General features: G+C 57.6%; 13 protein-coding genes. 7 read left to right on the top strand and 6 right to left on the bottom strand.

Features of this window, described 5'->3' with window-relative positions:
• The first annotated feature begins 250 nt into the window (after positions 1-250).
• The 7 genes from tssB to tssH all read left to right on the top strand — a co-directional run bounded on the left by tssB (position 251) and on the right by tssH (position 10,123).
• On the top strand, positions 251-805 hold the full coding sequence (gene tssB / locus SIAM614_RS06315) for a type VI secretion system contractile sheath small subunit (protein WP_006932976.1): 555 nt from the start codon (positions 251-253) through the stop codon (positions 803-805).
• Positions 806-2,329, top strand: a complete 1,524-nt coding sequence (gene tssC, locus SIAM614_RS06310; protein WP_006932974.1) for a type VI secretion system contractile sheath large subunit — start codon at positions 806-808, stop codon at positions 2,327-2,329.
• Between the two features lie 204 nt (positions 2,330-2,533).
• Positions 2,534-3,019, top strand: a complete 486-nt coding sequence (locus tag SIAM614_RS06305; RefSeq protein WP_006932973.1) for an Hcp family type VI secretion system effector — start codon at positions 2,534-2,536, stop codon at positions 3,017-3,019.
• A gap of 144 nt (positions 3,020-3,163) precedes the next feature.
• Complete coding sequence (tssE, locus tag SIAM614_RS06300; protein WP_081455198.1) at positions 3,164-3,715, top strand: type VI secretion system baseplate subunit TssE; 552 nt, start codon at positions 3,164-3,166, stop codon at positions 3,713-3,715.
• Complete coding sequence (gene tssF / locus SIAM614_RS06295) at positions 3,712-5,709, top strand: type VI secretion system baseplate subunit TssF (protein WP_006932971.1); 1,998 nt, start codon at positions 3,712-3,714, stop codon at positions 5,707-5,709. Before tssE ends, tssF begins: the two co-directional genes overlap by 4 nt.
• Before the next feature lie 380 nt (positions 5,710-6,089).
• Positions 6,090-7,289: a type VI secretion system baseplate subunit TssG gene (tssG, locus tag SIAM614_RS30465; RefSeq protein WP_157139710.1), complete on the top strand. Its 1,200-nt coding sequence runs from the start codon at positions 6,090-6,092 to the stop codon at positions 7,287-7,289.
• A 26-nt stretch (positions 7,290-7,315) separates the two neighbouring features.
• Entirely contained in the window at positions 7,316-10,123 is a 2,808-nt protein-coding gene (tssH, locus tag SIAM614_RS06285) for a type VI secretion system ATPase TssH (RefSeq protein WP_006932969.1), read from the top strand.
• A 93-nt stretch (positions 10,124-10,216) separates the two neighbouring features.
• On the opposite strand, the gene SIAM614_RS32885 is transcribed toward tssH, so the two are convergent.
• From SIAM614_RS32885 to SIAM614_RS31720, 6 genes are all read right to left on the bottom strand, one after another.
• The gene (locus SIAM614_RS32885; RefSeq protein ID WP_267871938.1) at positions 10,217-10,468 is read right to left on the bottom strand and encodes a PAAR domain-containing protein; all 252 of its coding nucleotides are present in this window, start codon (positions 10,466-10,468) and stop codon (positions 10,217-10,219) included.
• A 152-nt stretch (positions 10,469-10,620) separates the two neighbouring features.
• Positions 10,621-12,324, bottom strand: a complete 1,704-nt coding sequence (locus SIAM614_RS30460) for a M23 family metallopeptidase (protein WP_006932967.1) — start codon at positions 12,322-12,324, stop codon at positions 10,621-10,623.
• Between the two features lie 394 nt (positions 12,325-12,718).
• On the bottom strand, positions 12,719-14,623 hold the full coding sequence (locus SIAM614_RS06270; protein WP_208983907.1) for an adenylate/guanylate cyclase domain-containing protein: 1,905 nt from the start codon (positions 14,621-14,623) through the stop codon (positions 12,719-12,721).
• A gap of 29 nt (positions 14,624-14,652) precedes the next feature.
• On the bottom strand, positions 14,653-15,333 hold the full coding sequence (locus SIAM614_RS06265; protein WP_157139709.1) for a hypothetical protein: 681 nt from the start codon (positions 15,331-15,333) through the stop codon (positions 14,653-14,655).
• Between the two features lie 160 nt (positions 15,334-15,493).
• Positions 15,494-17,119: a caspase family protein gene (locus tag SIAM614_RS06260; protein WP_006932960.1), complete on the bottom strand. Its 1,626-nt coding sequence runs from the start codon at positions 17,117-17,119 to the stop codon at positions 15,494-15,496.
• Positions 17,120-17,143: 24 nt separating this feature from the next.
• Positions 17,144-17,440: a hypothetical protein gene (locus tag SIAM614_RS31720; protein WP_157139708.1), complete on the bottom strand. Its 297-nt coding sequence runs from the start codon at positions 17,438-17,440 to the stop codon at positions 17,144-17,146.
• Between the last annotated feature and the right edge of the window lie 12 nt (positions 17,441-17,452).

The raw sequence follows: 17,452 nt of genomic DNA, 5'->3' as shown, positions 1-17,452 counted from the left end.
GCATGTTACCTAGGGTTTTCAGCTTCTTACTTGACACCAATCGCCAACGGGTCCTCAATATTTCAAGAAAAATATAAACCATCGATCATGTGACCGTGATCACTTCCCGTTCCCCAAAAACGAAGTACACAGATATCAACGAAACGCAGCGCCGACCAAAGAACAGCAATTAGCAAACAAGTGACACGCGCTAGTATTTTACTAAAATCGACCTTTTTCTTCTGGGTCAGGAAAATGAAAGGCAAGTACAATGGCATCGAACAGCGGGCAAGGCTTTATCAAGCGCAACAGACCTCCGCGGGTCCACATTTTCTACGAAGATCCGTTCGACGCGGAACAGAAGGTAGAACTGCCTTTCGTCATGGGCATCATGGCGGACCTTTCCGGCGATAACCCCGGTGTCGAAAAAGCCGATATCGACGACCGCAAGTTCCTCGACATCGACATGGACAACTTTTCCAAGCGCATGGAAGCAATCGAACCGGGCACGTCCTTTACTGTGAAGGACAAGCTGTCAGGCGAAGAAAATTCCAAGATGAGCGTCCAGCTCCGTTTCAAGAGCATGGATGACTTTACCCCTGGCCGTGTTGCCGAACAGGTCCCTGCGCTGAAGAAATTGCTCGATGCGCGCCGTAGCCTTGCCGCGCTGCGCACCATGATGGACGGACGTGTTCAGGCAATTTCCCAGCTTGAAGAACTGACCCGGGATCCGGCCCTGATGCAGGCACTCGCTCAGAAGATGGAGGCCGACAAGGCATCGTCTGCCGATAAGCAGGCAGATGGTGACGGCACGGAGGAGGCATAAATGAGCAGCACAGATACCAGCGCTCAAACAAGTGGCGCAGCAGCCGGCGAAGTAGCGGTTGAGAAGAGCCCTGAGGAATTCGCTTCGATCCTGAAGCAGAACTTCCGGATCAAGAACGAAAACGACACGGCGAACCAACTGGTTGACAACGCCATGTCGACCTTTCTGGCCGAAGCTCTGTCCGATCAGGCGCTGATCAAGGAAGATGTCTACGACACGATCGACGAGATGATCGCGAAGCTGGACGAAAAGCTCACCGCACAGGTGAACGAAATCATCCATGCGCCGGAATTCCAGACGCTGGAAAGCGCCTGGCGCGGCATCGACTATCTGGTCCATCAGTCCGAAACCGATGCATCGCTGAAGCTGCAATTCCTGAACATCTCCAAGAAAGAACTTGCTGGCGTGTTCAAGAGCTATCGTGGCGCCAAGTGGGACCAGAGCCCGCTGTTCAAGCAGATCTACGAAGCCGAGTTCGGCCAGTTGGGCGGTCAGCCCTATGGCTGCATCGTGGGCGACTATGAGTTTTCCTACGATCCGCAGGACATTACGGTGCTGCGCGGCATGGCGAAGATCTCCTCGGCTGCTCACGCTCCGTTCCTGGCCGCTGCCAATCCGCAGCTCATGCAGATGGACAGCTGGACAGAACTGCCGGCCAAGCGTGATCTGTCCAAGATCTTCGACACGGAGATCCATGCCCAGTGGCGGACGCTGCGGGAATCCGAAGACGCACGTTACCTGGGTCTGACGATGCCGCGTGTGCTGGCCCGCCAGCCTTACGGTGCAAAGTCTGATCCGGTGGAAGAATTTGCCTTCGAAGAAGAGTTCGGCGAAGACAGCCACGAAAACTACGCCTGGATGAGTTCGGCTTACGCCATGGCTGCAAACGTCAACCGTGCCTACAAGGAATACGGCTGGACCGTGCGTATCCGCGGCGTCGAAAGCGGGGGTCTGGTGGAAAACCTGCCAACCCACGTTTTTGAAACCGACGATGGCGGTGTGGATCAGAAATGCCCTGCGGAAATTGCGATTTCCGACAGGCGCGAACACGAGATCTCCCGACTGGGTCTGATCCCGCTGATCCACCGCAAGAACACGGATCAGGCTGCCTTCCTTGGTGCACAGTCCGTATTCAAGCCACGCCAGTTCTCCGGACCGGATGGCAAGGATGCGACCGCATCGGACAACCTGTCAGCTCGCCTGCCTTACATGTTCGCGACCACTCGTTTCGCCCACTACCTGAAGGTGATGGTGCGCAACAAGATCGGTTCGACCAAGGAATCAGCGCAGCTTCAGCGTTGGCTGAACGACTGGATCATGGACTACGTGGATGGTGATCCGGACAATTCGACCGAGGAAACCAAAGCGCGCAAGCCGCTGCGGGAAGCCAAGGTCACGATCGTGCCCGACGAGGAAAACCCCGGATATTACCGGGCTCAGTTCTTCCTTCGTCCGCACTATCAGCTGGAAGGCATGGACATCGGCATGAGCCTGGCGTCCCGCATTCCGCAAGACGGCAGCTGATTTCACGAATTGCCGGTGGGCGGCAGCCCGCCCTCCGGCAAGCATCCTCACCGGATGCAGCCCGGTTTTCCCGGGCGGAGGTGCAAACAAGGTGCGCAAGCGCTTAGGGGTTTGGACCGAGAGGTCCGAGGTAGTTGTCAAGAATAGCAGAGTTTGAGCCAGGAACATTTACCTGGCCCTCAACAACCAAAAGGATCTATTAAAATGGCTGTCGATTTTTATCTGGAACTTGATGGTATCAAAGGCGAAGCACAGGACAAGACCCACAAGGACAAGATTGACGTTCTTTCCTGGTCCTGGGGCGCTTCCCAGTCCGGTACCACCCACATGGGTTCGGGTTCCGGCTCCGGCAAGGCACATTTCCAGGACCTGAGCATCACCAAGTTCGTCGACAAATCCACTCCCGTGCTCCTGCAGCACGTGTCGACCGGCAAGCACATCACCAAAGGCACACTTTTCGTACGTAAGGCTGCCGGTGATGTACCGCTGGAATACATCAAGCTCGAAATGAAGGACATCATCGTGACCAACGTTTCGACCGGCGGCAGCGGTTCCGACGACCGTATCACGGAGAGCGTCACGCTGAACTTCGGTGAATACAAGTACATCTACACTGAACAGAAGCCGGACGGCTCCAAAGGGGCAGCTCCCGAGTTTGCCTGGGACATTGCAGCAAACGAAAAGAAATAAGGCTTCGGCCGTCAGGGCTGCCGCGCTTCGGTGCGGCAGCCTTTTTTCGTTGGAACCTCAGTTGCGGAAATTCGGCTTTCGAAGCCGCACCGCAAGGATCATACTTTAAGGTTTCTGGGGCAGCAGTCAGCGTGGGCTTGGCCAATGGCTAAATCAAATGTGAAAATGCACTCCCCGCTGATGTGGGCGTTCCGTGCACTGGACGACCCGGACTACAAGGCCGCTCAAGCCAGGCAAAAAGAGGCACAGGGCGGCAGAAGTCTGAGGTCCGGACGCCGTCTTTCCAGATCCTACGGCGTTTCTGAACATACGTTGCTTTCCGAAGTCCGGCGCGACCTTCAGGCGCTCCTCAACACGGTCAACCTAAATTCCACGCAGGATCTTTCCGATTTTCCGGAAGTCGAAAGCTCGATCATAAATTACGGGCTGCCGGACTTGTCTGTCCATATCGTCGATACTGTCCGCATCAATCGTCTTGCCGAGGACATTCGTCAGGCCCTACTCCATTTCGAACCTCGCATGGATCCGCGCACTTTGAAGGTGGAGCGCGACGACAAGGTCGAAAGCGAGACCTTCAAGGTCAGATTTCTAATCAAGGCTGAAATTCGATGCGATCCGATACGGGTCGCGAGTGAATTTGTTGCAGACGTCGATCCTGCCTTTGGCCGTATCAAGATTATCGGGGCAACCGCATGAACCGGGAATTTCTCGACCTGTACAACCAGGAACTGACCTATCTGCGGGAACAGGGAGCCTCGTTCGCAGAGGCTTATCCGGCTGTTGCCGAACGTCTGGGCGGTCTCCTGGAAGATCGATCCGACCCCATGCTGTCCGGTCTGCTTGAAGGCACCGCTTTCCTTTCGGCGCGCGTTCAGCTCAAAATGAAGCACGAATTCGCCGAATTCACCTCGAACCTGTTCGAGCAACTCTATCCCACCGCGCTGGCGCCAATACCCTCTCTCGTTCTTGCGCGGATTACACCGAAATACGGCGACGCAAATCTGCGAAATGGCATAAAGATCGAACGTCATGCCCCCATGGAAGCTGTTTTTCGCGAACGGCAGGGCGAGGTTCGCTGCCGGTTCACCCTCACCTCTCCGGTTACTCTCACGCCGCTTGAGCTGACGGGGGCAAAGTATCTGAGTTCGGCAGCCCAAGTGTCAGGGCTCGGTGCTGAAATGGCCGAAGACCGAAGGGCTCGCGCTGGCCTTTCGATCACAATGACCCACCGGATGTCTGATGACCCGGAAAACGAAGTTTCCGCCGAAGAGGCTCTGAAAAAACCTGAATACCAGGTATCCGGTTGCAGGATCGATACTCTGCCAGTCCGCTTGATCGGGCCGCTGGATCTGGCGGCGAAGGTCTACGAGCAGATCTTCGGACACACGATTGCGCTCTACATCCGCACCGAGGATGCCTTCGGTCAGTCCAGTCTGCAGCGTCTGCCGGTCGATGCCATCGAACAACTCGGCTTCGACGAAGAGGACGCCCTGCTCCACAATGATCTGCGCCTCTTCACCGGCTTCGACCATCTTCGCGACTATTTCAACTTTCCGCGCAGCTTCCTGGGGTTCCGCCTTACAGGGTTGCGCCGGTATCTGGACAGGGTCAAAGCCAAGTCTTTCGACCTGATCTTCGTCTTTGACGAAGTTGAAAACCGCTTGCCCGCCCACGTCGAGCGCAAGATCTTCGCACTTCATTCAGCGCCTGCAGTCAATCTTTTCGAGCGGCAGACAGACCGGGTGCCGATCAAGAAAGGACAGCACGAATTTGCCGTCATAACGGACCGGACGCGGCCGCTGGATTACGAGGTACATGCGGTTACCGAGGTGTCAGCGCACTTTTCAGGCGGTGAAAAACGCCCGGTCGACCCACTTTACAGTGTGGCTCCAGATACCGAAAAAGCTGGTCACGAGTGGTTTTACACCATCCGCCGTCTGCCAAGACGTCAGTCGTCTTCCGAGATCCGGCGCATGCAGCCGAGCCCCTACATCGGCACAGAAACCTTCATCTCCATTTCCAGCGGCGCCCAGGCTGCCGCTCTCATGCAGACGGGCAAGAAACGCCTTTCGGAGTTATCGCTCAAGGTACTGGCGTCAAACCGGTCACTTGCTGCAGATCTTCCCGTCGGAACCAATCCGGACAAGTCCGATATTGGGGATTTCCGGATCCTGGAAGACACCGGCCTCAAGGTGGACTGCGTGGCAGGACCGACGTCCCCTAGACCGCCGCTACTTTCCTACAATGAGAGACTTGGAGAACAGGGACATGCCGGCGCCATTGCCTGGCGGCTTATCAACATTCTGGCCTTGAACCATACGGGTCTGGTTCACGATGCTGCCGGCCGCGACGGCCGGTCTTTCCGCGATGTGTTGAGCGTCTTCGCACCCCTTTCCGACAGCGCGGCAGACCGCCAGGCCCAGTCCGTCCGGTCGGTGTCTACCAGGCCGGTCGTGCGCCGTTTGCAACAAAAATCCGGAACAGGCGTCGCCAGAGGTCTGGAAGTCACGATAACGCTCGATGACAAGGCCTTCGAAGGCGCGAGCGCCTTCCTGTTGGGGGCTGTCCTTGACCGGTTCATCGCGGAATACGCATCGATCAATCATTTCACCCAATGCGTAATCGCAACGACAGAGCGCGGAATAATCATGAAATGGCCGCCGCGGATCGGTGCGAAAGGAATTCTATGACCGGGCCGGCGGACAAGGATCGGACGAAAACCCGCGTTGCGCGGGACAAGACCGTTGTACCATCATCCGCACGGAAGGCTCCGGCGTGGCCAGCAATAGAAGACCAGGCGACAACAGCAGACGACGCTGAAAGCTCCAGCACGGACACCCTCAGGAAGGAAGAAGTTCAAGGTGACGGCCTGGCCGCGAAAGCGACTTCATCGCACGAACGAAAGTCGCGTGCGACTGAACACGCAACTGCCACCACAGAAGAAGACGACGCAGTTCCCTCATTCGCAGAAACACAGCCCCCAGACTCACCGGATACAGAGGTTTCTTTGCCGGAAGAGGTCCCCGCAGAGACGGCTATCGAAGCACTGCAGCCGCAAGGCCAGCCTCCCATGCCAGACCCGGCAAGTGAAGAAGCTGTGCCGGAAGCCCCTCGCATCGAAGTCCCTGTCCAGCAGCAATACGCTTCATTGCTTTCTGCACTGGCTGAACGCATCCAGACGCATCCAGGTGGACATGACCTGCTGGCAGTGCTGAGAATGCTTGAGGGACAGACGGCGCCCGGTCGTTCCGAACCAGGTGCGAAACCCAAGAATGCCGAAGAACCGGCACCACCCAGGATCGGTAAAAGCCGGCGCATGATGGAAGACATTGTCCGCTTTGGCCAGGATCCATCGAGTGAGTTCGCGACATCCACGATCGAGCGCGCTACGCGTGACGGTGACGGCGGCCTCGTCTTGCTGGAGCGTTTCCTCGGCATGCTGGGCCCGCAAGGCGCCCTTCCCTCTGCCTATACCGACGAAGCGATCATGCGCGGGCTGACGGGTGACGACAGTTTTCCGCGGTTCCTGGACATATTCAACAATCGCTTCGTACAGTTGTTTTACCGTGCCTGGGCGGATGCGCGGCCAATCGTTCAGCATGACCGACCGGACGATGACCGGTTTCTTGCCTATCTCGGCTCGGCAATTGGTATCGGCACTCCGATCTACCGCGATCTCGATAGGATCGATGACCGGCTCAAGCTGCTTTATGCCGGGCTTATGTCGCCAAAGACAAAAAGCGCCGCTCGTTTGAAGGCACTCATCACGGGCGTTTTTGACGTCAAGGTGGAAATCGACCAGTGCGTGGGAACGTGGCTGCATCTGGACAAGGACGATCAGCTCAAGCTCGGAGGCTTTGGTCCGGGAGGCGGCGGCAAACTTGGCGCCGACACCATTGTGGGCTCAAAGGTCTACAGCGTTAGCGACAAGATCCGGATCAGGATTTTTACACGCACATTGGAGGAATATCGCAAGTTTCTTCCGCCTACGCGGGTGAAACCCAATCCATGGACAGAAAAACTGTTTGACCTGATCGATTTTTATCTCGGTTTGGAAGTTGAATACGAGATTGAGCTGGCTTTGCCCAAGAGATGCGCCTCCGCCGTCCGGATGGATGCGACCAATTCCGCAACACTGGGACACATCGGTTGGCTGAAGCCAGCTGCGTCCGGCGCCGGGGATGATGCCGGAGCGGAGGCAGAAGAAGAGGACATGCTCACCGACACCCGTTTTCGGCCAGTGCGCCGCCACACCACTGTTTATCAATAGGTCTCAAGTCCGAAGGACCGGAAATCATGAGTGACATTACGGTTGAAAAAGTTACCAGCAAAATTAACTCGGTCGCCTACGAAAGCCTGGACAAGGCCATGCGGCTTACAAAGGATGCCGGCCATCGGCACCTCGAATTGCTCCACTGGCTCTACTATCTGATCCGCAACGAAAATTCCGACCTGTTTCATATTCTTCGCCATTTCGACGTCGATCTGAGCGCCGTTGACAAGGATCTTCAGGCCGCCCTTGCGGAGCTGAAGATAAATCAAACCGAACTTCCCACAATGTCGAAGCCGTTTCGCGAGGCGTTGCAGGGGGCGTGGTTCGTCGGAACGCTTACCCACGGCGACTACAAGATACGGACAGCCTACGTGCTTCTTGCGATCCTCGGGGACGAGAGCACGCGTACCCAGCTTTTCCAGCTATCGAAAGCTCTCAACAAGCTCAAGCACGATGAAATAGCGAGCCAACTGGATGCCATCGCCGGATCATCCGGCGAAGTTCGGGCCCGGCCTATTGACGGCTCCGGTCCCGCCACCGGTGCAGCCTCCGGCGAGCCGGGATCGGAGCCATTGACCGCAGGTGGCCCCGGAGAAGATGCCCTCAGCCAGTTCACGGTGGATTTCACCGCTCGAGCCCGCGCGAAGGAATTCGATCCAATCGTGGGACGGGACGAGGAAATACGCCAGGTTATCGACGTGTTGATGCGCCGCCGCCAGAACAATCCGATCCTGACCGGGGAAGCCGGTGTCGGCAAAACCGCGATCGTCGAGGGCTTTGCGCAAAAAATCGTCTCCGGGGACGTTCCCCCGGCCCTTTTGGGTACACGCCTTTGTGCCCTCGACCTCGGCTTGCTGCAGGCTGGCGCTTCCATGAAAGGCGAGTTCGAGAAGCGGCTGCGTGCGGTCATCGACGCGGTCCACGGGTCTATCGTACCGACGATCCTGTTCATTGATGAAGCTCACACGCTGATCGGTGCCGGTGGCGCGGCAGGAACGGGGGATGCCGCCAACCTTCTGAAGCCTGCGCTTGCGCGCGGCACGCTCAGAACCGTTGCCGCCACCACCTGGTCGGAATACCGGCAGCATTTTGAAAAAGACCCGGCCCTGACACGGCGTTTTCAGCCTGTCCAGGTCGATGAGCCGGATGAAGAGAAATGCTTCGCCATGGTTCGCGGCCTGCTGGGCCCGATGGAAGAGCATCACCAGGTCCGCATCCTGGACAGTGCCGTCCGGTCCGCCGTGTCGTTGTCCCACCGCTACATTCCGGCGCGCCAGTTGCCGGACAAGGCAGTCAGTGTTCTGGACACGGCTTCGGCACGCGTCAACATTTCGCAAGCGGCGCAGCCTGCCCGCTTGCTGGACCTGGTTGCGCGGAAGGGCTTTCTTGAAACTGAGAAAAAGGCCCTGACAAATGACGCCGAACTGGGCGTGGACCATCAGGAGCAACTCGACGCACTTTCCGAAGCGATTGCTGAAACCGAACGCGACATCGAGACTGTGCACAATCAATGGGAAAACGAACGGAAACTGGTTGCCGGCATCCGGCGCCTGAATGCCGCGCTTGCAAAGCTGCGCGGTGTTGAACCTGCGCCTCATCCGGAAAGCGAGGCAATCGAAGATCCGCAGCACGACAAGCCTGCTCTTGTTCCGATCGACGAGATCGAGCTTGAACTTGATGTGGACCTGACCAACGAAGACGCCATTCGGGAAGCGCTCCAGGCGATGCGCACGGAGCTTTCCGAAATCCCGGAAGACGATCGCATGGTCTATGCCTATGTCGACGATGAAGCTGTGGCCAGCATCATTTCAGACTGGACCGGCATACCGGTCGGCAGGATGGTGCAGGACGAGATGCAGACGATCCTGACGCTGACCGACAGTCTCAACAAACGGGTGATCGGTCAGGCTCATGGTCTTGCGATGATCGCAAAGCGTATCGAGACAAGCCGTGCCCAGTTGGGCAATCCGGACAAACCCATCGGCGTGTTCATGCTGTGCGGCCCGTCCGGTGTCGGCAAGACAGAAACCGCGCTTGCGCTTGCAGAAACGCTTTACGGCGGTGAAGAAAGCCTGATCACAATCAATATGTCCGAGTTCCAGGAAGCGCATTCCGTTTCCGGTCTCAAAGGCGCACCTCCGGGATATGTGGGCTATGGCGAAGGCGGCCGGTTGACCGAAGCGGTGCGGCGCAAGCCTTACTCGGTGGTCCTCTTGGACGAAGTCGAAAAGGCTCATCCGGATGTTCACGAAATCTTCTTCCAGGTCTTCGACAAGGGCTGGATGGAAGACGGCATGGGCCGGAAGATCGACTTCCGCAACACGTTGATCCTGCTGACGTCGAACGTTGGCACGGACATCATCATGAATGCGGCAAGCCATATGCTGGATGCACCGGTTTCCAGTGACCCGGATCTTGCGGCGACGGACCCCAATGCACCGGATCCGGAGAAGCTTGCGGAGACCTTGAGACCGGCTTTGCTCGACGTGTTCCCGCCGGCCCTGCTCGGCCGTATCGTGACCATCCCCTATTATCCGCTGTCGCCTTCGATGCTCGGATTTATTGTCCGGCTTCAGCTCAACCGCATTGTCAAGCGGGTCAAGCAGAACCGGGATGCCGTGCTGAGCTATGGAGAGGATGTTGTCAGCCATATCGTTTCGCTGTGCCGTGACCCGGACAGCGGCGGCCGCATGATCGACAACATTCTGACCAACGATCTTTTGCCGAAGCTTTCACGCGCGTTCCTGACCGCGCAGATGAACGGCGAAGAACTAAAGGGCGTTACCTTGAAGGCCACCGAAACAGGCATTGAAATCGAGCCAGAAAGCTGAACCACAAGCAATAAAACACCGGACAGGTTCTTGAACCTGTCCGGCGTTCTGATTCCGGGCAGAAAAACTGTTCCTTTTTAAGGGCGCCAAGGTTCAGCCGCCTATAAGAACGGTGAATTCGCCCGTCGTTATCACGCCGCCCTTGGCTGTCGGATCCCCTATCCGCGCTGCCGGCAGCATGCCGATAAGGACTGTCAGCGACCCCATGACGATGGGATCGACATTTGCCGGCGGAGGGCCAACACATACGCACATGTCCGTCATTCTTGCGGCAGGACGCATGCCTATCAGGACATTGATCTTGCAAGGAGGTGCGATCGGCAATCCCGGAGGGATAGGCGACATCGGACACACATGAAAATCGCCCAGGCGGGCAGCTGGTCTCGTCATGGCAGCCTCGTGTGGTGTTACACTCTTGCCAGAATGAACATTCCTGCAACAATTACTGCGACCTGCATCACAGTCTGGCGCAATTCAGCGCTTGTGCAAGACTTGTTTCACTGCACACTCAGAATATCGGCAATCACCGTGCGGTAAGCTTGCAGGTCTTTGCTTCCGACAGATTGCGGTGCATCTGCTCCCGTCTCCATTTCGAAGGCCAAAGGATCCGTCGGGTCGCCCCTGTGTCTGATTTCAAAATGCAGGTGCGGGCCGGTGGAAAGCCCGGTGGTTCCGACATAACCGATCAGATCGCCCGCCTGCACGACCGATCCAAGCTGAATACCGTCGGCGAACTCATGCATGTGGGCATAGCGGCTTGTGATGCCGTCCTTATGGGTGAGTTCAATGAAGTTGCCATAGCCTCCGCGGACATCCCGGTAAGTGACCTTTCCGGAAAAGGCTGCATGGATTGCGGTGCCGGTGGGAGCCGCCCAGTCGACCCCGGCGTGAAGGCGTTCGGTCTTCTTGATCGGATGAAACCTAATCCCGAATTTTGACGTCAGGACGCCTTTAACCGGAACGAGCATGGCACCTGACACACTGACCTTGCCGCCTTCGTTCACGCAGGCAAACCCCCGATTGCCCGGTGCCTTGAGCACGTAGCAGCGAACCGACCAATCGTCCCCTCGCCGCACGCCTGCGAAAAGCACCCTGCCACCGCCGCGTTTCTCATCCCGCGCGGAATCCGTGAATACGAGAGTGACCCTTTCGTCCGGTTTGATCGCCCGCTTGAGATCGGTCATGGGAGCGAGATACGCGATTGCCTCGCCCACGATAGAAGCGGGCACCGCATTGCGCACCGCAGTTGCATAAAGGCCATCGATCAGGCGATGGGTGTTGGCAGGCTGCGTTGCTTCCTCACCGGATGATTTCTCTTCAACGATGGTCTTTCCAAACCAGGGATCAGCCCCGGCCACATAGCTTTCCCCGTCTCGTCCGGCGGAATATGCAGCCGTCCCCACGTATCCTTCGCGGCCGTATATCGATATCTGCACAGGCCGGTAGTAGTCACCGATGCGGCCAAGCTTGTTCGGCATTCGCACGCCTCGAACCGCGATTTTATCGCCTGCGACCAAATCGCTCTTATCGAAGTTATCCCGAGCAAACTTTACCAGCGGATCGAGAACTTCTTCGTCGAACCCGTTGTCTTTCAGGAAATCCTTGAGCGAGGCCGGCTTTGCCACTTCCTCGCGTACTTCGATCCGGCTCGGCCCCTGTCCGATTGGACGCTCGGTCAAATAAAGGTTCAGCGTATCAGTCGACGGCTTCAGAAACACAGGCAAGTCAGGAGAACTATCGTCGGCAGGGCGGGCGTCTTCTTCAACGACGATGCCCTCGGCTTCGTCGCCGCCACCGAAATTACCGAACTGAAAGTCTGCTTCGCTGCCCGGTGCGCGAATAACCAGATTGCCATCATCGTCCAGCATCTGACTGTCGAGAACGAAAGCGGCAACAGTCGGCACCGACGCCTCGCCGTCGCCAACCGCAGCGGTCGGTACCGGTCTTTCCGACAGATCTATCCGTCGGCTGGCAGCACCGTCTTTCAGGAGCACCGGGTCGCCTGCCAACGGAATGACAGCAGACAAAGCCATGTCGAAGAACGGGTCAGCTGGAACGTCAAGGTCCTCCTCGTTCGTCAGCGCCGCATTCTCGACATCCTGTTCGAGGGGCTGGTCACTGCCGTCAGTTTCCTCCGGGTCTGACGGCAGAGCATTTTCTGAATCGGAACTTCTCTCAAGCGCGTCGGCGAGTTGCTGCATTCCGGTTTCCTCAGGCGGTGAAAGGGAAATTGCACCGGAGGAAATCAGGTGAGCTATCCCCCCTACAGCGCCGCCCAGCACTAGGAACCCTATTGCCAGTGCGGCATAGAGAATTACAGGAGACCGTTTGGAACCGTTTGCCTTTCCAATTGAAGGCGCTGGCTTTGCCGACGAGGTGTCGGCAGGCGCGGCTGGCGGGGCCTTGTGCGACGGACGGATCACGGTCCTGTCAAACTCAGGGCGATTTGCACCCGGATTTTGGTTGTCAGGCCATTGGACCATAGTGAGACCTTAAGCTCAGCGCCGTAGCTCTTCAGGCTGCCGAAAATCAGTTACCCGATCATGCCGGATGATTGGGAAAGATGCAAAAAATGCTGTGTTTGAAGGAGCTTCGTCAGGATCGTGGAAAGGTCACCAGCTTGCTCCTGTCCTGCTCGTCACGGGCTTTCACCCGTTGGTCTTCCGGCTCCATATACATTTCAGGAAGGTCCAGCGTGTAAACGCAGATGTCGGAACTCAGACCACGTAACTGCCCCTTCCAGATCTCCGAAACCGGATAGGACGCGGGCAGTTTCTCGGCAATCGTTTGGCTGACAGCAAGACGAACCTTGTGGTCCTTCGCAACGGATTCAATCCGGCTGGCCGTGTTGACAGTCGTTCCCATAACCGTGAAAGAGCGACGATGTTCGCCGCCAATATCGCCGACCAGAACCGGTCCTGCATTGAGCGCGATGCGCAAGTCCAGCGGCGGCTGACCGGTGATTTCCCGCAGCTGGTCGAGCAGATTTATGATTTCGGCCGCGGCATCGACAGCCGATTGTTCCGGGTGATCGACTGTATTGGGTGCGTTCCAGACCGCCATGATCGCATCGCCAATGTATTTGTCGATATACCCCTGATGGGCGGTAATCACCTCCCCGATCCTGTCGAAACAGGAGTTGACCACGCGCACCACCTCCTGATCGGCGAGCTTTTCCGACATCTTGGTGAAGCCGACAATGTCGATGAAGGCCACGACAACATGCCGGGTTTCTCCCCCGAGCGCAGGCAATTGCTCCGAACTGGCCATCAGCTTGATGACATCGGGCGCCAAGTAATGGCCGAAGAGCCTCACCAGAGATCTTTGACGGCGTTGCAGGATGCCAACCTTTCCGACAGCGGCGACGATGGTTGCGGATACAAAGGCAACCGGCGCGACACCTGGTGACGGAAACATCCCAAATTCGATACTACCCAGGCTAAGCCCAAGGCCGCAGAGCACACCGCCTATGGCCACAAAAGGCAAAACGAACAATGGCAGGGAGAGGCCTGCAAGCGTGCCAATCACTGCGAACAGAACGGCAAAAGCAGGAACGACCCCGGCGGGCGGCTCGGTCACGATCCTGCCAGCCAACGGAGAGCCGATGAAATCGGCCAGCACGAACACACCGGCCGTTTGCGGCTGAACCCGAGGCCGTCCGCTTGGCCCTGTTTCCGCTTGTTCGTCGCCAAGATGCGGCAGAAAACGGTCCGAAAACAGATGCTCATCTTCATAGGGCAACAGCCCGCCGAACAGAACGATCCTGCCTTCGGCAAACCGGGCAAGTTCCTGTCTGCCTTGCTCACTCTCCAAGAGTTGCAAGACATCGATGAGAGAAAGATATGGAACGGAGGTCGCCAAGCGGGCTGAGGGAACCGGAATATAGGTTTCGGTGACCTCAGCCTCCGCCATGCCGAGAAGCGCGTCGATCAAATGAGGAGAGTCGGTCAGAGGCAGATGCGGCTCGTGCCGTCTGACCACACCATCGCTATCCGTCGAAACGATAACCGACCTCACACCACCCTCACCGGCCGCGGCGGAAAACATGCGCTGGGGCACGCCGATTTCGGTATGGGCGATGAAGACCCTGCCTCGGTTCTGATAGAGAAACCGCTGGAACGCCAGGTCAAATCCCTTCAACCTTGCTTCGCCGGTGCTTGGATCCACAAATCCGTCTGCGCTGTAGGCGAACACAAAATCGTAGCCCAGCGCCACTGCGCCGGCATTCAGCATCGCTTGTCCGGCTTCCGCCAGAACCGGGGTCATCAGAACCCGCGGTATCGGCGCCAGCCGGTCGGAGTTGAGTGCTTTTTGATCCAGGCCGACCACGACCACAGGCGCAGGACCTGCCTGCTCCTTGTTGTGCAAGAGGGCCTTGATCTGGAACAGGCGGTCTGTGACCCACCCTTCCCAGATGGCCTTTTGAGCGGATAAACCGATGGCGATGCCAGCCCCCACCGCAACGAGTGCGATGAGTAAGATAAGCTGCTTGCGTCCCATGGCCGCGTCCGCGAACCGGCCGCCAGATATCATTTCACGATGACAACCGCGGTTTTCCGTCCGACCTGGACCGGGTCTATTGTGATCGTACGCATGACGACACCATAGTCAGGCGCCTTGCCTTGCAGGAACAGCTCAACTTCAATCGCCTCGTCTTCCGGCTCGCGGTCAGGCATGTCGGTGAGGATGTTGTCGAGCATGTCGAAGCGCTTGGGTTCGCCTCCTCCGAAGGAAACAAATACGGTGTCGTATTGATCGCGCAGCTTGTTGTCGAAACGCAGCATCAACGACGCGGCTTTCTTGTTTTCCAACGTCAGGCCACGCAGCGTGACGGTCAGGCCTTTGTCCGCCTTCTCGCTTTCGGTCCCGCTGTCGGCCTGCAAGCAGTTGCCTGCCCTCAAGACCGACTGCTCAGACCCTTCGGTCGTATATCCTTCGGAAGACACTTTCAGGACACCAGCCTGGATCCTTACTTCCTGACACGCCGCATAATCGAGCAGATCGACATGTCCTTCCGTGCCGAGTTCCACCACATCGCCCGGCATAAGCTCGGTGAACGCGGACACATTAACATCTTCCGACTTGTCGAGCACAAGCGCGATCGGGTCGGCGAGTGCAGAGCCCGCGGATACCGCGAACACCAAACCGGCGAGAGCACTGGTGCTCCGCAAACTTCGCCTTGAACAGGCATGCTTCAAAATCTGTTTCATGAAATGCTCCTGATTCTCTGGTCTTTCCAATGCGCCTGGCCATTACCATGAAGCCCAGCGCCGACTATTGTTTGATATTACCAGAGGATGGCGAAATGAGTGTGGCCATGGTCACAAAAATTCTTTTCAGCCGCAACAGGATAGTAGGTGATCTCCGGCCTTAGCCAGCGGGCTGCGTATAGACGCCGGCGATCCCCACCGCATCGGCATTTTGCGCGATCAACTCCAGCAGTTTGGGAGTCAGTTCAGTACTGAGAACTTTCCCGTCCAGCGCAGACAACACACCGACCAATTGCGGCATCGGTTTGGATGACCGCACCATGATGATGTGATCGGCTCCGAACGGCAGGGCCGCCCGCAGATTGAGCACATATGGCCTTTCAGCCTCAACCATGGTGTCCTTGCCTAGCGGGTCCGCCTTCTTGTTGGGAGCAAGCAGACGAAGTGTGCCATCTGCCTCCAGTGCGAACACTGCCATATTGCCTGCCTGGTCCGAGGTAAGTCCCACCTTGAACGCATCGCCTTCCGGAATATGCCCGACAGAGGGCTGGAGCGTTCCTTCGATAGGCTTTCGCTCTCGTGACAAAGCATAAAGGTCGGCAAGAAAGCCCCATTTGGTGACGACGTCGGCAAACTGGCCGATATTCGTCGCCTTGCCACGCAGCACGACGTCACCGAATTTGGTCAGGACGTCACCTTCCTCGACATCCCAGAACAGATCCGCCGTGCCATCCTCGACAACCTTCAAGCGGCCTTCCTGTTTGCTCGTAAGTTGCTGTAAGGCCGGCGTGGCCTTGTCCGAGCTTGCAGACAGGGTAAGAACACCTGATTCCTGCGCAAAAATCTGCTGACTGACGCGTGGCAAGACAGCCGCGCGGCTTTCACTGCTGATGCTCAGACTAGGTGACTGGCGGCCCTCTGTCGCCACCCGCACGGTTTCCTTCAGGAACAGGCTGAGCTCCTCCATGGATATGCCGCCATCACGATCCAGATCCGCCCTTCCCTCGACACCGCGCGCAAATGCCCAGCTCAGCGCACCACGCGGTTCTCCGGCTATCATCAGCTCAGGGATCACCTGACCGTCAACGGTAGCTCCGACATAGATGACATTTGGCAGGTCCTGAACGTCTTCGGACTGAGGCGCGTTTTGGGCCAGGAAGGGGGAAAGAGATTGAGAGCGCAGGGCATCGTTCTCGAATGGCGGCAGACCGACCAGCCGGGTCCCCAGCCTCGTGATACGAGGATCCACAGACCGGGTCATCGTTCCCGAATGGCAGCTATCGGCCAGTACCAGCACATTGCGCCCCCCGGCGGCCCGAAGCATTGCAGCAATGTCGTCGTCTCTCAGTCTCTCGGCATTTCCCGGAGCGGAGATGTCGAAGCCGGCAAGAAGAAACACTTCATCCATGCCGTCTTCTTCCGATCCCTTTACCCACTCCGGCTCCTGAGCACCGTGCCCTGCGTAGGACAAAACGAGAACATCGTCGGAAGCGGAGCGGGAAATCAGCTTCTCCCACGAAGACAGGATCGCCTGTCTGGACGCGTCGCCGTCCAACAACGTGGTCAGATCGTCAACACCGGCGGCGGTCAATGTTTGGGCGATGTCCCTGGCGTCATTCACCGCCCCCTTTAAGGGCGAGACATGCTGATAGGCGTCAACTCCAATGACGAGCGCGCGCCACTGTCCAGCGTCTGCGGGACTGCTGACGATCGCTGCGAGGAAAAACAGGCCGCACAGTCTGGCCCAGACATGCCGTCTGTTTTCCAGGCCAATTGAGACGTTCATCGGTGTTACCTTTTCTGCGCGAGGTCAGCCCCAGCTACCGCCGCCACCGCCGCTCGGTCCGCCGCCACCGCCACCGCCGCCGCCTCCACTACTGCCGCCTCCGCTGTTGCCACCGCCGCTATTGCCACCGCCATTGTCGTTATCGCGTGCGGTTGGGTCGTTGATCGGGTCGTACGCGGGTCTGGATGCCCGAGTGCTCGTTGAAGGTGTTGCTACCGGCTGCGTTACAGTCTGCGGAGCCGGGTTTTGCTGTGTCTGGCATCCTGCGACCATGAGGCTCAGCAGTCCGGTAACGGGCAATAAGAACAAAAAGGTTTTCACCTGAATATCTCC

The organism is Roseibium aggregatum IAM 12614 (assembly GCF_000168975.1).
Classification (GTDB): Bacteria; Pseudomonadota; Alphaproteobacteria; order Rhizobiales; family Stappiaceae; genus Roseibium; species Roseibium aggregatum.
This window is presented reverse-complemented; position numbering and strand designations above follow the sequence as displayed.

What these genes read in the sequence shown, in the direction of transcription:
- tssB (WP_006932976.1), top strand. Translation starts at nt 251, where the DNA reads ATGGCATCGAACAGCGGGCAAGGCTTTATCAAGCGCAACAGACCTCCG.
- tssC (WP_006932974.1), top strand. Translation starts at nt 806, where the DNA reads ATGAGCAGCACAGATACCAGCGCTCAAACAAGTGGCGCAGCAGCCGGC.
- SIAM614_RS06305 (WP_006932973.1), top strand. Translation starts at nt 2,534, where the DNA reads ATGGCTGTCGATTTTTATCTGGAACTTGATGGTATCAAAGGCGAAGCA.
- tssE (WP_081455198.1), top strand. Translation starts at nt 3,164, where the DNA reads ATGGCTAAATCAAATGTGAAAATGCACTCCCCGCTGATGTGGGCGTTC.
- tssF (WP_006932971.1), top strand. Translation starts at nt 3,712, where the DNA reads ATGAACCGGGAATTTCTCGACCTGTACAACCAGGAACTGACCTATCTG.
- tssG (WP_157139710.1), top strand. Translation starts at nt 6,090, where the DNA reads ATGCCAGACCCGGCAAGTGAAGAAGCTGTGCCGGAAGCCCCTCGCATC.
- tssH (WP_006932969.1), top strand. Translation starts at nt 7,316, where the DNA reads ATGAGTGACATTACGGTTGAAAAAGTTACCAGCAAAATTAACTCGGTC.
- SIAM614_RS32885 (WP_267871938.1), bottom strand. Translation starts at nt 10,468, where the DNA reads ATGTCGCCTATCCCTCCGGGATTGCCGATCGCACCTCCTTGCAAGATC.
- SIAM614_RS30460 (WP_006932967.1), bottom strand. Translation starts at nt 12,324, where the DNA reads ATGCAGCAACTCGCCGACGCGCTTGAGAGAAGTTCCGATTCAGAAAAT.
- SIAM614_RS06270 (WP_208983907.1), bottom strand. Translation starts at nt 14,623, where the DNA reads ATGGGACGCAAGCAGCTTATCTTACTCATCGCACTCGTTGCGGTGGGG.
- SIAM614_RS06265 (WP_157139709.1), bottom strand. Translation starts at nt 15,333, where the DNA reads ATGAAACAGATTTTGAAGCATGCCTGTTCAAGGCGAAGTTTGCGGAGC.
- SIAM614_RS06260 (WP_006932960.1), bottom strand. Translation starts at nt 17,119, where the DNA reads ATGAACGTCTCAATTGGCCTGGAAAACAGACGGCATGTCTGGGCCAGA.